11 protein-coding genes, 1 tRNA gene and 1 rRNA gene are annotated in these 15,719 nt (G+C 45.7%); 7 read left to right on the top strand and 6 right to left on the bottom strand.

The features are described 5' to 3' along the window. Nucleotides 1-43: 43 nt before the first annotated feature. Nucleotides 44-1,978, top strand: coding sequence for an AsmA family protein (locus tag AACT42_RS24550; protein WP_094134147.1), 1,935 nt, complete (start codon nucleotides 44-46; stop codon nucleotides 1,976-1,978). Here AACT42_RS24550 and AACT42_RS24545 read toward each other — a convergent pair. The 4 genes from AACT42_RS24545 to typA all read right to left on the bottom strand — a co-directional run bounded on the left by AACT42_RS24545 (nucleotide 1,939) and on the right by typA (nucleotide 6,221). Next, nucleotides 1,939-2,871, bottom strand: coding sequence for a bifunctional GNAT family N-acetyltransferase/hotdog fold thioesterase (locus tag AACT42_RS24545; protein WP_017048711.1), 933 nt, complete (start codon nucleotides 2,869-2,871; stop codon nucleotides 1,939-1,941). The two genes, AACT42_RS24550 and AACT42_RS24545, sit on opposite strands and share 40 nt — an antisense overlap. A gap of 72 nt (nucleotides 2,872-2,943) precedes the next feature. Then, on the bottom strand, nucleotides 2,944-3,378 hold the full coding sequence (gene dtd, locus AACT42_RS24540; protein ID WP_013855445.1) for a D-aminoacyl-tRNA deacylase: 435 nt from the start codon (nucleotides 3,376-3,378) through the stop codon (nucleotides 2,944-2,946). Next, a complete protein-coding gene (locus AACT42_RS24535) occupies nucleotides 3,350-4,264 on the bottom strand; it encodes a virulence factor BrkB family protein (protein ID WP_094134148.1) in 915 nt (304 codons plus the stop codon). Before AACT42_RS24535 ends, dtd begins: the two co-directional genes overlap by 29 nt. Before the next feature lie 133 nt (nucleotides 4,265-4,397). Beyond that, on the bottom strand, nucleotides 4,398-6,221 hold the full coding sequence (typA, locus tag AACT42_RS24530; RefSeq protein WP_010319743.1) for a translational GTPase TypA: 1,824 nt from the start codon (nucleotides 6,219-6,221) through the stop codon (nucleotides 4,398-4,400). Nucleotides 6,222-6,721: 500 nt separating this feature from the next. On the opposite strand from typA, the gene glnA reads away from it, so the two are divergent. The 6 genes from glnA to add all read left to right on the top strand — a co-directional run bounded on the left by glnA (nucleotide 6,722) and on the right by add (nucleotide 15,236). Then, entirely contained in the window at nucleotides 6,722-8,131 is a 1,410-nt protein-coding gene (glnA, locus tag AACT42_RS24525; RefSeq protein WP_017043509.1) for a glutamate--ammonia ligase, read from the top strand. Nucleotides 8,132-8,279: 148 nt separating this feature from the next. Further along, entirely contained in the window at nucleotides 8,280-8,861 is a 582-nt protein-coding gene (locus tag AACT42_RS24520; RefSeq protein ID WP_094134149.1) for a DUF4124 domain-containing protein, read from the top strand. A gap of 134 nt (nucleotides 8,862-8,995) precedes the next feature. Next, the gene (gene glnL, locus AACT42_RS24515) at nucleotides 8,996-10,042 is read left to right on the top strand and encodes a nitrogen regulation protein NR(II) (RefSeq protein ID WP_026027507.1); all 1,047 of its coding nucleotides are present in this window, start codon (nucleotides 8,996-8,998) and stop codon (nucleotides 10,040-10,042) included. 39 nt (nucleotides 10,043-10,081) lie between these two features. Then, the gene (glnG, locus tag AACT42_RS24510; protein WP_088731466.1) at nucleotides 10,082-11,485 is read left to right on the top strand and encodes a nitrogen regulation protein NR(I); all 1,404 of its coding nucleotides are present in this window, start codon (nucleotides 10,082-10,084) and stop codon (nucleotides 11,483-11,485) included. 105 nt (nucleotides 11,486-11,590) lie between these two features. Next, on the top strand, nucleotides 11,591-14,140 hold the full coding sequence (locus AACT42_RS24505; protein ID WP_441351405.1) for an EAL domain-containing protein: 2,550 nt from the start codon (nucleotides 11,591-11,593) through the stop codon (nucleotides 14,138-14,140). A gap of 91 nt (nucleotides 14,141-14,231) precedes the next feature. Continuing rightward, nucleotides 14,232-15,236 (top strand): adenosine deaminase, encoded by a 1,005-nt coding sequence (gene add / locus AACT42_RS24500; protein WP_094125495.1) that lies wholly within the window; start codon nucleotides 14,232-14,234, stop codon nucleotides 15,234-15,236. Nucleotides 15,237-15,434: 198 nt separating this feature from the next. Here the strand turns inward: add and AACT42_RS24495 are convergent. After that, nucleotides 15,435-15,511: transfer RNA gene (locus tag AACT42_RS24495), tRNA-Asp, on the bottom strand. A 29-nt stretch (nucleotides 15,512-15,540) separates the two neighbouring features. After that, nucleotides 15,541-15,656, bottom strand: a 5S ribosomal RNA gene (rrf, locus tag AACT42_RS24490). Nucleotides 15,657-15,719: the final 63 nt, after the last annotated feature.

The following is a 15,719-nucleotide window of genomic DNA, read 5'->3' as shown; positions in this document are numbered from 1 at the left end:
TGTTTCACTCTGTCGCAGGTAACGATTTACGAGTAAGGACACCATGAACAAGGCTTTGGCATTGCTGATTGCGATCATCGCGCTATTTCTCACTTTCATGCTGGGTATGTTTGCACTGCTACATACCTCTTATGCTACTCCCGTTGCTCAAACTCTCGTTGAACGGCTTTCGAAAGGAAACGTGACGTTTCAATCTCTTCAATACCAGTATCCTTTGCATTTTCAGTTCAACCAATTAACACTGCGGCAAAATAAGCAGCATATCCCGATAGAGCAAGCCGATATTTGGCTCAGCCCACAGCTCATTCGCGACCAAAAAATCGCCGTTGATAGCGTGCTACTTAGTGGTATCAGTCTACAAAATGGCCTTCCTACCGATTTGCGATCATGGCCCATTTCGGTGAGCCAAATCGCGCTCAATCACGCCGACATCGCCCAACAAGGTTGGCTAGCGCGTGGTGTTAACCTACAGATTAAAAATCCACATTGGCCGGATGCTCCAACAGCTCTGCCTTTCGGCGAGATACAACTCTCAGCTGAACAATTTTATTGGCAAGGAGAAGCGCTGAATAACCTACTGCTCGATATGGATTACAAACCTGCCAACAGCACCGTCTATGGGCTCTCGTTGTCATGGCGCGGCGCGGCTATTTCAGGTCAAGCCGAGCAGTATCCTCAAGGTTGGTCGCTGATCAATGTGACACTGGAAAAACTCAATCTTAGCCGAGATATGAGTCATTCCTTACGCCAATCGGGTTGGTTTCAGCTCTTTGACAAAATAGACCATATCAATAGCTTAGATATTTTAAACAGTCAGATCGAGCTTGCGGATATCAGCTTGCGTAACGTCGATATTTCGCTGGAGAACATTTATCCACACAGCAATATTTGGCAGCAGCAACAAGGTAAGTTCTCGCTGCAAGCCGACGATGCAACTTGGCTAGGTCAGCAGTGGGTGGAGCCGACCTTTAGCCTGCGCACCGAGCCGGGTAAACTGATCATTGAGGATTTTAGTAGTGAATTTAAGCAAGGTGATATTCAATGGGCGGGTGTTATCACCCCAACCTCAGCATCGCTGCAACAGCTCACTATTCGCGGTGTAAAATGGGTGAGCGAAAGCAAAGATGATTTTACGTCGCTGAGCCAGCATTGGCCGTGGGTTGATAACCTCACCATCGAGCAACTCACCATCGCCAATAGCCAACTCATTCAATTATTTGCGCCACCTTATTGGCAATTGTCTGGTGTCCATGCCAAAGGGAAGCAGTTAACTCTCGTAAAAAAGAAGCGCTTGGGATTGTGGCAAGGCACGCTCAATATCAGCGCAAACAGCGCCAGCTACGATTCACTATTGAGCACGCAAAGCGTCGTTGAGATGCGCAGCGAACAAGGCCAATGGTACCTAGATCGTTTATTCATGCCGTTAGAAAACGGCTATATCGATGCCACTGCGCGTTGGAATTTCCAAACGTTAAGTCAGCCTTGGCAAACCAACATTCATGCCGATGGGCTACCGCTAGCGGTGCTCAATAAAGTCACCCAGCTTCCCTTTACCATAGAGGGTCTCAGTGAATTGGAAGCGCAGGTCAACGGCCTCGCCGGAGACTACGCCACCTTCGCCCACTCCCTCACAGGTGAAGCAACGCTCAATATTCGACAAGGCATATTAACGCTAAGCGATCCTGAGCAAAACCTCAGCCATGAGCCGTTTACGCTCGAAGGTTTAGTCATTCACTCAGACAGAGGGCGGATGATGATTAATACAACGCCGCTGGTTGGAAAGACGCTCAAGGCAAACCTTGATGGTCACGTGGATTTGGTCAAGTTGGAGAAAGGACAACTTAACCTTAACCTCCAACAGATGTGCCGTGAGATGCACTTCGAACTGCTCCACAACACACAGCACACCATCTATTCGTGTGATCCAGAAACCGACACTTACTCAGCCAATGATGCGGCGGCTAACAATGCCTTGTAATTGGGGATCAACATATAGGTTCCCGTAAATTCAACGGCTGGTTTACCGCCACTGGTGATAGTGACATTGACGACGATACGCGCTTTACGTCCACTGGCTAAACGATCTAAATCGCCACTAATGCCATCCAATGAAGTGAAGGCTAAAGGGTTATGCACCACAGGGTGACGATAGCGGATGCGGCTATCAACCAAAACAATATCGCCATTCAGACTTCGCTCACGCATCAGCAGCCATGCCATTCCCCATCCGGTCAAGGTGGCAAGGGTAAATGCCGAGCCTGCAAATAAGGTGTTGTGTGGGTTCAAATTCGGATTGAGCTGAGCGCTGCACTCAAATTGGTAGCCCGTATATTGAGTCACCTTAATGCCCATTTTTTCGCTGATAGGAATGTGCGTGGCCCAGCGTTCTTGCAGTTCAGTACACCATTCAGGTTTGCGAATCACATTGGCCATGGGATCGAGCGGTTTGACCATTTGTTGATGTCGAACCGGACCGCGTTCATCATTGAGCGAGCCCCGGCGTTCAAAGCCGTTCTTTTCATAAAATGCAATCGCATCTTCACGGGCGCTACAGACTAGGCGCTTTGCACCTTCTTGACGAGCCAGCGACTCTAGCGCCACCAGCACCAAAGAGCCCATACCTTTATTGCGACGGCTACTTTTAACCGCCATATAGCGAATTTGCCCTTCGCAATCTGGCGTAATGTACAAGCGACCAATAGCAATCGGTCGGTTACGACCATCGACAATCATCCTGTGGTGGCTCATGCCATCATACTCATCGCGCTCCGAGCCGATCGGTAGATGCCATGGCTCACGCAGCATTTGCCAGCGAAAATGGTAGTATTTATTCAGTTGGTTGTCGGTACTTGGCGTAATCAGTTTAAACATTTGGTTATCCCTAAATCACAGCCTCTCATACTCCGCATGATCCCAACGAAGGAGGCTCTATCCATTTCTTTATTAAACCTGAAGCCAGAATGTCACTGGGCCATCATTAATCAGCGAGACTTTCATATCTTGTGCAAAGCGGCCACGCTGAGTTGGCAAAATGTGCTCACACAAATCCGAAAAGTAATCATACAGACGCTCAGCATCAGCAGGGTGTGCACCTTTTGAAAATCCGGCACGCGTCCCTTTTTTGGTATCGGCTGGCAATGTAAATTGAGACACCACTAAAACCTGACCGTTCACTTGTTGCACGTTCAAGTTCATTTTTCCCTCTTCATCTTCAAACACGCGGTACTGAGTCACACGTTCGACTAGACGTTTGGCCTTTGCCTCATCGTCATCTCTTTCGACCCCAAGTAGCACCAGTAAGCCTTGATTGATTTCGCCAACCACTTCCCCATCAACACGTACCGCCGCTTCACTCACTCTCTGGATCAACGCTATCACTCTGATTTCCCTTTATCATTTGCTCGGAGATAAGCAATGAGTTTAGCATTTCTTGCTCATTGCTCCAGTGCTCTTTTTCACCCAAAGTCGCCGTTACCTCCGCCCCAACGAGCACAATCATCCAGCATAAGTAGACCCACACAAACAGGATAGGGATCGCCGCCAGTGCGCCGTAAATCAGTTGATAGGAGGGAAACTGAGTAATATAAGCAGCAAACCCTTTTTTACTGAACTCAAATAAAATAGCCGCCACCATTGCCCCGACCAAGGCGTGTGAAAGATGCACTTTTTTATTCGGCACCAGCAGGTACAAACCGACAAAAGCAGAGAATGACAAAATAAAAGGTAGCCAGCGCAGCAACAAATTATAAGCACCAGAGAGTGCTTCGCTGTCAATAATCTTGAGTGAGGTAATATACGAGGTTGCCGCAATACTCGCGCCGACTAAAATTGGCCCGAGCGTAAGAACCATCCAATACATTGAAAAAGAGAGCACCATGCGCCGTTTATTTTTAACTCGCCAAATGTAGTTCAAATTCTTGTCAATATTGGAAATCAGCATTAAAGCTGCAACGAATAAAAATGCCCCGCCCACGGCCGTCATCTTACCTGTATTCGCGATAAATTCGAGCAACGCCTCTCGCACTACATCGCCTGCGGCAGGCACAAAATGGGTGATCACAAAATCTTGAATAACCATACCGACATTGGCAAAAATAGAAAATGAGGAGAGAATTGATAACAGCACGGTAAGCATAGGTACGATCGACAACAACGTGATATAAGCCAAATAGCCCGCATTAACATTGACGCGGTCATGATCCATCCGGCTGAGTAAATAACGCGTAAACAGTAAACATTGTTTGCCAAACTTTTTGATTTTCAAATGCCTTCTCCCTGCTTATTTTTATCATCAATCACCATTCTATACCTAAAACTGACTATATTGCAGATAAGCAAAGGGCGAGAAGTACACTCCTCGCCCTTAAATTAACTCGTTAACTTATACCATGACGGTATTAGCCACGGCTTGCACGTTTACGATCATTTTCAGTTAAATGACGTTTACGGATACGAATGCTCTGTGGGGTCACTTCCACTAGTTCATCGTCGTCAATAAACTCAAGTGCTTGCTCAAGTGTAAACTTGATTGCAGGTGACAATACTTGCGCTTCATCAGTACCAGAAGCACGAACGTTTGTCAGCTGCTTGCCTTTCAGGCAGTTCACTGTTAGGTCGTTAGAACGGTTGTGGATACCGATCACTTGGCCTTCGTACACTTCATCTGCGTGCTCAGTAAATAGGCGACCGCGCTCTTGTAGGTTGAACAGAGCGTAAGTCAACGCTTTACCTGTCGCGTTAGAGATCAACACGCCGTTGTTACGTTGACCAATGTTACCGCCTTTGTGTAGGCCGTAATGATCAAACGTATGGTAAAGCAAACCTGAACCTGAGGTTAAGGTCATGAATTCTGTTTGGAAACCAATCAAACCGCGAGAAGGCATCATGAAATCAAGACGCACACGGCCTTTGCCGTCTGGAGTCATATTCGTCAGCTCACCTTTACGCAGGCCGATTTTCTCCATCACGCCGCCTTGGCTCTCTTCCATCACATCGATCGTTACGGTTTCGAACGGTTCCATTTTCTGGCCGTCTTCTTCCTTCAAAATAACTTCAGGACGAGAAACTGCAAGCTCAAAGCCTTCACGACGCATGTTCTCAATCAGGATTGATAGGTGAAGTTCACCACGACCTGAAACGCGGAAGCGATCTGGGTTGTCGGTTTCTTCAACACGCAATGCTACGTTATGAACAAGCTCTTTTTGCAGACGCTCAAGGATATTACGTGAAGTCACGTATTTACCTTCTTTACCTGCAAACGGTGAAGTATTGACTTGGAAAGTCATGGTCACTGTCGGTTCATCAACGGATAGCGGCACCATAGCTTCAACACAGTTTTGGTCACAAATGGTGTCTGAAATTTTCAGTTCACCTAAACCTGTTACCGCAATGATGTCGCCAGCGTTAGCTTGTTCAACTTCGTTACGCTCAAGGCCAAGATAGCCCAGAACTGTACCAACTTTACCGTTACGTTTCTTACCATCAGCGCCGACAACTGTTACTTGTTGGTTCGCTTTTACGCTACCACGAGTCACACGACAAACACCGATAACACCAACGTAAGAGCTGTAATCAAGTTGAGAAACTTGCATTTGTAGTGGGCCATCAAGGTCAACTTGTGGTGACTCTACATTGTCAACGATCGCTTGGAACAAAGGTTCCATATTTTCGCCAACTTCACCTTCGTTAAGTGTCGCCCAACCGTTCAGTGCAGAGGCATAAACCACTTTAAAGTCAAGCTGCTCATCCGTTGCACCAAGGTTATCGAACAGGTCGAACACTTGATCCATAACCCAATCAGGGCGAGCACCAGGACGGTCAATTTTGTTAATAACAACGATTGGTTTCAAACCGTGAGCAAAAGCTTTTTGTGTTACGAAGCGAGTTTGTGGCATTGGGCCATCAACCGCATCAACAATCAGCAAAACAGAGTCAACCATTGACATGATACGCTCAACTTCACCACCGAAGTCGGCGTGTCCTGGAGTATCTACGATGTTGATACGGAAATCATTCCAGTTAATGGCTGTATTTTTTGCAAGGATAGTGATACCGCGCTCTTTCTCGATATCGTTCGAGTCCATGACCCGCTCTTCCGTATTACCGCGAGACTCTAACGTACCTGACTGTTGCAGCAGTTTATCAACCAACGTTGTTTTACCGTGGTCAACGTGTGCGATGATCGCGATATTTCTTAATTTATCAATCTGTGGAGTAGCCATGGATTTTGCTTCACTTATTAAGGGAGTAACTCGCTTCGGCATGAGGCCGCAACGAGCATAGAACTTGATTAAAAAAACGGTCAATAATGTACCAGATTTTGGCGAAAAACCTAGAAATATGTGATCTATCGCGCTGATTTTCGCTCACCACAAGCTTAGTCCGCTACTTGCTTTAAAACAAATTGCATCAAAATGGACTAAATCAGCATTGACAAGCCTAGTAAACCTAGGCTGAATAGTGTGCGCTTTGGTAGTTAATGGTGCAACATAAAACTCAAGGCACCAAAATAGTGCAAATAAGGATCTTTTTGGTGCAGAGAAGCATTTAAATTCGACAAAGAACAACCAAAACACTTGAAATTAAAGGATTAATTTAATTGGCACGAATTTAGCTTTATTAGAAACAGCATCGATTAATAAGTTTAGAATGAAATTAATCAATGCTAGTTTCAATTCGATTCGGGCCATTACCGCTTTAATAACACTGGAGGTTATCCAAGATGTCAGTAGAAAACGTTCTATCGCTGATCCAAGAAAACGAAGTTAAGTTTGTTGACCTGCGCTTTACCGACACGAAAGGCAAAGAGCAACATATCTCTATTCCTGCTCATCAAGTCGACGCAGACTTCTTCGAAGAAGGTAAGATGTTCGATGGTTCATCCGTTGCTGGCTGGAAAGGAATCAATGAGTCTGACATGGTGATGATGCCTGATGCATCAAGTGCAGTTCTTGACCCGTTCACAGAAGACGCAACACTTAACATTCGTTGTGACATTCTAGAGCCTGCAACCATGCAAGGCTACGATCGTGACCCACGTTCTATCGCAAAACGCGCAGAAGATTACATGCGTTCAACAGGTATCGCAGACACCGTTCTTGTCGGTCCAGAGCCAGAGTTCTTCCTTTTTGATGACGTGAAATACACCAACAATATGTCTGGTGCCTCATTCAAAATTGATGATATCGAAGCGGCTTGGAACACTGGCGCTGAAATTGAAGGTGGTAACAAAGGTCACCGCCCTGGTGTGAAAGGTGGTTATTTCCCTGTTGCACCGGTTGACTCATCACAAGACATCCGCTCAGCCATGTGTTTGATCATGGAAGAGATGGGCCTCGTCGTTGAAGCTCACCACCATGAAGTAGCGACTGCAGGTCAAAACGAAATCGCCACTCGCTTTAATACGCTAACTACTAAAGCCGATGAGATCCAAATCTACAAATACGTGGTGCACAACGTTGCGCACGCCTTTGGTAAAACAGCAACCTTCATGCCTAAGCCTCTTGTTGGCGACAACGGTTCAGGTATGCACGTTCACCAATCTCTTGCAAAAGATGGTGTAAACCTATTTGCTGGTGACAAGTACGGCGGTCTATCTGACTTAGCGCTTTACTACATTGGCGGTATCATCAAGCACGCGCGTGCCATCAACGCATTTGCTAACCCATCAACAAACTCGTACAAGCGCCTTGTCCCTGGGTTTGAAGCACCGGTAATGCTAGCTTACTCGGCTCGTAACCGTTCTGCGTCTATCCGTATTCCAGTAGTACCAAGCCCGAAAGCACGTCGTATCGAAGCTCGTTTCCCAGATCCAGCAGCGAACCCATACCTAGCGTTTGCCGCTCTTCTTATGGCTGGTCTTGATGGTATCAAGAACAAGATCCATCCAGGAGAAGCGATGGATAAAGATTTGTACGACCTACCAGCAGAAGAAGCCGCTGAGATTCCAAAAGTAGCCGAGTCACTTGAAGTGGCACTAAAAGCACTGGATGAAGATCGTGAATTCCTGACCGCTGGCGGCGTATTCTCTGATGATTTCATCAACTCATACATCACGCTAAAAGCAAAAGATGTAGAACGCGTCAACATGGCCGTTCACCCACTAGAATTTGAATTGTACTACTCGGTATAATTCTTAGCTTTGGTGCAAAATGTAACTTAGGTTACGGATTTATCAGGCTCGCCTCGCAGGTGAGCCTTTTTCATATTTGGGGTTAATTCCGGACGTCGTAACATTAGCGTTACAACAATAACGGCACTCAAAAGCCGATACCCTTAACGTGAAAACATCTCTATATAGGGGGATGACTGTGAATCTGATCCGAACTTTACTCCTAACAATCATCATGCTTTATTCCGCGACTTCAATTGCACAAAACGTCTATACGTGGGTGGATGCGAACGGCGTGTTGCATCTTAGCGATGTCCCACAAGATAAGGGAGCAAAGCAAATTTCGATTCCTGATTTTCAGGCCGATGCGCCTGAGCCAACCTTTGAAACCTCTCACCCCGTCACTGAGCTCACCAAAAATCTGCCACAGGAAAAATCCGCAACCCATGTCAACAAAATAGAACCGCTGACCATTGCAATTCGCTCTCCGGCTGACGATGAAACCTTACGCAGCAATGCGGGCGTTATTTCAATCAACGCCGAACTCAATCGCAACTTAACCGTCAATGAACAGTTGCAATTGGTCATGAATGACAAGGCCTATGGCGCCCCCGCTACTCAACCTACTTGGACGCTGAAAAATCTAGATAGAGGAACGCATCGCTTTTTAATTCAAGTGGTTGTAAACGGCAAGATTATTGCATCGTCTAACCCTGTGACGGTGCATTTACATCGAGCCAGCATCAAGTGATGAACTCTTCGCCAATAAGCTCGATATAACAACAGGTTTCACTTTTTCTTCTGACACCGATGCGCCATACTTAGCCATGCAATGCACCAAGGTTGTGCATTGCATCATTTGGGAACACGGACAAGGATGAAAACGTGAATTGTGAGCTAAGCCAAACGATTTTAAATAATATCGTTACCGCCACCTTGATGCTCGATGAGTCTCTTTGTATCCGTTATGCCAATCCAGCGGCTGAACAACTCTTCTCCCAAAGTGCTAAGCGAATTATCAACCAACCACTGTCAAAACTCATCCAGCACGCTTCTCTTGATTTAGCGCTGCTTTCTCAGCCGTTGCAAAGTGGCCAAAGTATTACTGATAGCGATGTCACGTTTGTGGTCGATGGTAAGCCACTGATGCTGGAAGTGACCGTGAGCCCTATATCTTGGCAACGCGAGCTGATGCTTTTGGTCGAAATGCGCAAAATTGGTCAACAACGACGGTTAACACAAGAGCTCAATCAGCACGCCCAACAGCAAGCGGCAAAACTCTTAGTTCGCGGGCTGGCGCATGAAATTAAAAACCCATTAGGTGGGCTACGCGGCGCGGCGCAACTGCTAGAAAAGATGTTGCCGGACCACAGTCTCACTGAGTACACCCAAATTATTATTGAACAAGCCGATCGACTGCGCGCTCTTGTTGACCGTTTGCTCGGCCCACAAAAACCAGGCAAGAAGTGCTCTGAAAATCTCCATGTAATTTTGGAAAAAGTCCGCCAATTGGTTGAGCTAGAAGCCAGCACACACTTGGTGATTGAACGAGATTATGACCCCAGCTTGCCCGATATTTTGATGGATACCGATCAAATCGAGCAGGCATTACTGAATATCGTCAGCAATGCGGCACAGATTTTATCTCATGATCCGCATGGTAAAATCACACTGCGCACCAGAACAGTGCACCAAGCCAATATTCACGGACAGCGCCATAAGTTAGTGGCACGCATAGAAATCAGCGATAACGGCCCAGGCATTCCTACCGAATTACAAGACACACTGTTTTACCCCATGGTCAGCGGCCGTGAAGGTGGAACGGGGCTGGGTCTTTCTATCTCACAAAACCTGATCGATCAGCACAATGGAAAAATCGATGTTGAAAGCTGGCCAGGTCGAACCACATTTACTATTTATTTACCCATTTGACCGATGTCTGATTGGGTTTGCTGCTAAGGAATAAACATTATGAGTAAAGGATACGTTTGGGTGGTGGACGATGATAGTTCGATCCGCTGGGTGATGGAAAAAACGCTCTCATCAGCCAACATAAAATGCGAAACGTTTTCCGATGCCGAAAGTGTGTTACTGGCGCTAGAAAGAGAAACGCCCGATGTGCTCGTTTCCGATATTCGCATGCCGGGCATGAATGGTATTGAGCTGCTAAACCAAGTTCATTCACGATCTCCTGAGTTGCCCGTCATCATCATGACTGCCCACTCAGATCTTGATGCCGCGGTGAATGCCTATCAAAAAGGTGCCTTTGAGTACCTGCCTAAACCTTTTGATGTCGATGAAACCCTCACCTTGGTTGAACGTGCCATTGCGCATAGTCAGGAGCAGCGCAAAGAACAATCCAATCAACAGATTGGCGTTGATAGTACACCGGAAATCATTGGAGAAGCCCCTTCAATGCAAGAGGTATTTCGGGCGATTGGCCGTTTATCACGTTCCTCAATCTCAGTCTTGATCAATGGTGAATCAGGAACCGGGAAAGAGTTAGTCGCTCACGCGCTTCATCGCCATAGCCCACGCGCCCAAAAACCGTTTATTGCCCTCAATATGGCCGCAATTCCAAAAGATCTCATCGAGTCAGAACTGTTTGGTCATGAGAAAGGAGCATTCACTGGTGCAAACAATGTCCGCCAGGGGCGTTTTGAGCAGGCCAATGGTGGCACCCTATTCTTAGATGAAATTGGCGATATGCCGCTCGACATTCAAACTCGGCTACTGCGTGTTTTAGCCGATGGTCAGTTTTACCGCGTAGGAGGGCATTCAGCAATCAAAGTGGATGTCCGCATTGTCGCCGCTACTCACCAAAACTTAGAAAAGCTCGTTCATCAAGGAAAGTTTCGTGACGACCTTTTTCACCGTCTCAATGTCATTCGTATTCATATCCCAGCACTGCGTGAGCGAAGCCAAGATATAGAAAAACTGACCAAGCACTTTCTCGCCTCTGCAGCAAAAGAATTAGGCGTAGAAATGAAAACGCTACATCCTAAGAGCATTGAAATTTTGAATCGTCTTGAATGGCCGGGAAACGTACGACAACTTGAAAATATGTGCCGCTGGTTAACTGTAATGGCCAGTGGCAGCGAGGTGCTACCCAGTGATCTTCCTTCCGAATTATTGTCGGAAAAGAAAAATAGTGACTTTGATAGTGCTATAAGTTGGCAACAACAACTCGCAAGTTGGGCTAAATCTTCATTAGCTTCAGGAGAAACAGAGTTGCTTTCTTATGCACTTCCTGAATTTGAACGTATACTTTTGGAAGCAGCACTTCATCACACCAATGGTCACAAACAAGACGCAGCTAAGGTGCTTGGGTGGGGGCGCAATACGTTGACAAGGAAGTTAAAAGAACTTTACTGATAATTTTTTAATGATCAGGTGCAGTGATTCACTTTCTGGCACAATGCAATCACCCACCACCTTGCGTGTTTTACCGATAATTTGTATGGATGCAGAAGACACGACATGTCATTTACGAATCAAATAACGTTGAAAACAGCCGTTGTTCTACCATTTGTTATGATTTTCCTCATAACGATTGGAGTGATTGTGGGTGTACAAAAATACAGTTATGAAGAGATGGTTGATGACATTAGCAGCAAACAGCTTTCATCATTAAATGCCAATGTAGAGCAGCGGCTGATCAGTTTTCTCGATGAACCTTTTCAAGCCAGCCTCGCTTTAAGCCACACGATCGGCTTTAGTCAGTTCTATTCTGCGGACGATGTCAGTAAAATAGAAGGATATCTGCTTGCCAGTTTTGAAACGCTTTATCGACCGCTAGAACAAATTGATGTGATCGGATTTGGTGGCGAACAGGCGGAGTACGTGGGCTTTCGCAAAGAGATTGGTGATAGTTTTACCTTGATGGTGAAAGATAATCGAACTCAGCAAAACTTGGTGATCTACTCAGGAAAAACCATCAATCAAGATATTCGCTCCACCATTGCCGATTATGATCCAAGAACTCGCCCCTGGTATACTCCAGTTGCACAAAGTTTAAGCCCAAGTTGGTCGCCAATCTACACTAATGTTGATGAACGCCAAGAGATCACGCTCTCTGCTTTAGCACCCGTTTTCTCTATGAACAAATTCATCGGTGTTTTGGTGACTGATGTGAAAATCGATACGTTCAATGCGTTTCTGGCCTCACTGCAACAGAAAACTCATGCCAACGTGTATATTATTGATCCAGAAAAAAGATTGGTGGCTCACTCCAATACCAGCACCGTTGTCTCTTGGGGGACCGAACTGTCGGCAAAAGGAGAGCGACTACTGGCTATCGAAAATGCCAACCCAGTGATCCAAGCCAGTGCACATTATATTGATAACCATGACAAAATGCTGTCAGCAACACTCAACAAATTCGAAACGGTAGTTGATGGCACCCGCTATTTTAATCATCTCACTCCCTTTAAAGATAAACATGGCATCGAATGGTTTATTGGCGTCTCGATTTCAGAAACCGATCTACTTGGTCGATTGCCAGAAAACCAACAAAACAGTTGGATTATTGGCAGCATTGTCAGCCTTATCGGCATTGGTATAGGGCTCATTGCCTTTAATCGAATCACCACTCCAATTACCGCCACCGCGGCTGCTGCTCAGCATCTAGCAAAAGGGGATTGGGAAAGTAACATGCCGAAAGCTGGTAATATTTATGAAACGAGTTTACTTGTTTATTCATTCAATGAAATGGCCAATAACCTAAAAGCCTCATTTAAGGCACTGCATTCCCAATTGATCTACGATTCCCTAACCAAGCTCTATAGCCGTGAAGGTTTAATTGATAACTTTAGCCAATCAAATCAAATTAATGGCAGCCTATTGCTTATCGGCATCGATAAATTCAGAGATATTAATGACAGCTTGGGGCATCAGCAAGGTGACTTGCTATTACAAACTATTGCTGAAAAATTACGTACACTATTTGCAAGCACCTCATGTATTGCTCGTACAGGTGGTGATGAATTCGCTATTTACATCCCCTCTTTACAACAAAAGAATGAAGCCCAATCCGCGGCTAACAGCATATTACAAATGTTTGCTGTCCCATTCTCAATGCATAATGAAAAAGTGGTCGTCAATGCCTCCATTGGCATCGTACTCCCTAATGACACACTCCATACTATGGCGCTATGGTTACGTAATGGTAGCATCGCACTCAGCCACGCCAAGCAAGAGCGCTCAAGGATCTGCTATTACTCTCCAGAGATGGACGATGTTTCTCGTAAACGTACGCAAATGCTCACTCAAATTAAGCTTGCCATCGAGAACAAAGAATATATTCCGCATTATCAACCAATTGTAAACTTATCAACGGGAGATATCATCGGAGCTGAAGCCTTGGCACGCTGGGTGACACCAAGCGGTGATATCATTCCCCCCTTGGAATTCATTCCTATCGCTGAAGAAAGCGGCTTCATTGGCCTGATTGGTGAGCAAATCTTGTATCAAGCGTGTTTTGACACAATGCAAGGCATCAAGATGGGTAAATGGGGATCGACGTTTAAAATGCACGTCAACCTCTCAGTGAACCAGCTATCTCAACCTCAGTTTGTTCATGAACTCAAAGCGACTTTGGAAAGAACGGGGCTTGAACCCAATAACCTCGCTTTAGAGATCACAGAATCAAGAATTGTTGATAACGACCCAGTTATTTTAGCAAACATGAACAAACTCAAAGAGCTGGGCATCCATATCGCGATAGATGATTTTGGTACCGGATACAGCTCCCTTTCTTATTTACATCAACTTCCATTCGATTGTCTAAAAATAGACAGGGCGTTTGTATCGCAGCTCGAACAGACAAATCTCAGTAGCTCAGTCGTTGCGGCAATCATCAACATGACTCGTGGGTTTAATGTCGAAATTGTAGCAGAAGGTATTGAAACCAAAGAGCAAGTCCATCTCCTAACCATACTTAACTGCACTCAGGGGCAAGGCTTTCTGTTTAGTAAAGCCATCCCTTTTAACGAATGGTCAACAGATATGGTAAACATAAAAGCCAAATAAACAGAATTGGGTGATTTAATACTCTTTGCTAGCTGACACTGACCACATTGATTTTTATACTTGATGCCATACACACTTTCGGAAAAACATAATGATAACTAAAAATCTACCGCTTACTGATTTGCATCGCCATCTTGACGGCAACATTCGAACCAAAACTATCTTAGAACTAGGGCAACGATTTGGTGTAGCGCTGCCAGCTGGCAACATAGAAGAGCTCACACCTCATGTACAAATCGTCGAAGCAGAGCCATCATTGGTCGCTTTTTTATCAAAACTTGATTGGGGAGTTGCCGTATTGGGTGATCTCGATGCTTGCCGAAGAGTCGCCTACGAAAATGTCGAAGATGCCTTAAATGCTCAAATTGATTATGCCGAGCTGAGGTTCTCTCCTTACTATATGGCTATGAAACATCAACTGCCTATCGCTGGCGTTGTTGAGGCTGTAGTTGATGGGGTGCAAGCGGGCGTTCGAGACTTCGGTATTCAGGCTAACCTAATAGGAATTATGAGCCGCACATTTGGCACCGATGCTTGTCAGCAGGAGCTAGACGCTATTTTGACTCAAAAACAGCACATTGTTGCAGTCGACTTGGCGGGCGATGAACTTGGGCAGCCGGGCGAGCGATTTATTTCTCACTTTAAACAAGTGCGAGATGCAGGACTAAGAGTTACAGTACATGCTGGAGAAGCAGCGGGGTCAGAAAGTATGTGGCAGGCAATTAAAGAGCTAGGTGCAGAACGCATTGGACACGGAGTAAAAGCCGTCCATGACCCTAAGCTAATGGATTATCTTGCCAAACATCGTATTGGCATTGAGTCTTGCCTAACGTCAAACTTCCAAACGAGCACAGTAAACTCTCTTGCTCATCATCCTATAAAACAGTTTTTAGAGCATGGGATACTTGCTTGTTTAAATACTGATGACCCAGCGGTTGAAGGTATTGAACTTCCACATGAATATGAAGTTGCAGCACTTCAAGCAGGCCTTTCTCAAGAGCAGATCAGACAAGCGCAAATTAACGGATTAGAATTAGCCTTTCTTTCAGACTCAGATAAAAAAGCACTGTCAGCCAAAGCCGCTTTGCGTAGCTAAATCTCCTGAACCATGTCTCTCTAGCCGATGTTTAATACATCGGCTTTTTTATACCTAAGACATAGAGACCGAAAAGAATAAGAATAGATTGAACAAAGTGTAGCTACCACACGACTGTCCTGAGAGTGATAAAAAATAAAATGCTATTTTTCTCAAACGAAAAAAGCCCTGCTATTACTAGCAGGGCTTCCTAATAAGTGGCGGAGCGGACGGGACTCGAACCCGCGACCCCCGGCGTGACAGGCCGGTATTCTAACCAACTGAACTACCGCTCCGCAGCGTGTCTGGTTAGACAATATTCAAAGCCTGGCGATGTCCTACTCTCACATGGGGAGACCCCACACTACCATCGGCGCTGTTGTGTTTCACTTCTGAGTTCGGCATGGAATCAGGTGGGTCCACAACGCTATGGTCGCCAAGCAAATTTCTTAATTCGGAAAGCTGTTTCGTTCTCATTCACACATTCAATGTTCTTCCATTGAG

The sequence above is a fragment of the Vibrio sp. V15_P4S5T153 genome (genome assembly GCF_963874485.1).
In the GTDB taxonomy this organism is placed as follows: Bacteria; Pseudomonadota; Gammaproteobacteria; order Enterobacterales; family Vibrionaceae; genus Vibrio; species Vibrio anguillarum.
This window is presented reverse-complemented; position numbering and strand designations above follow the sequence as displayed.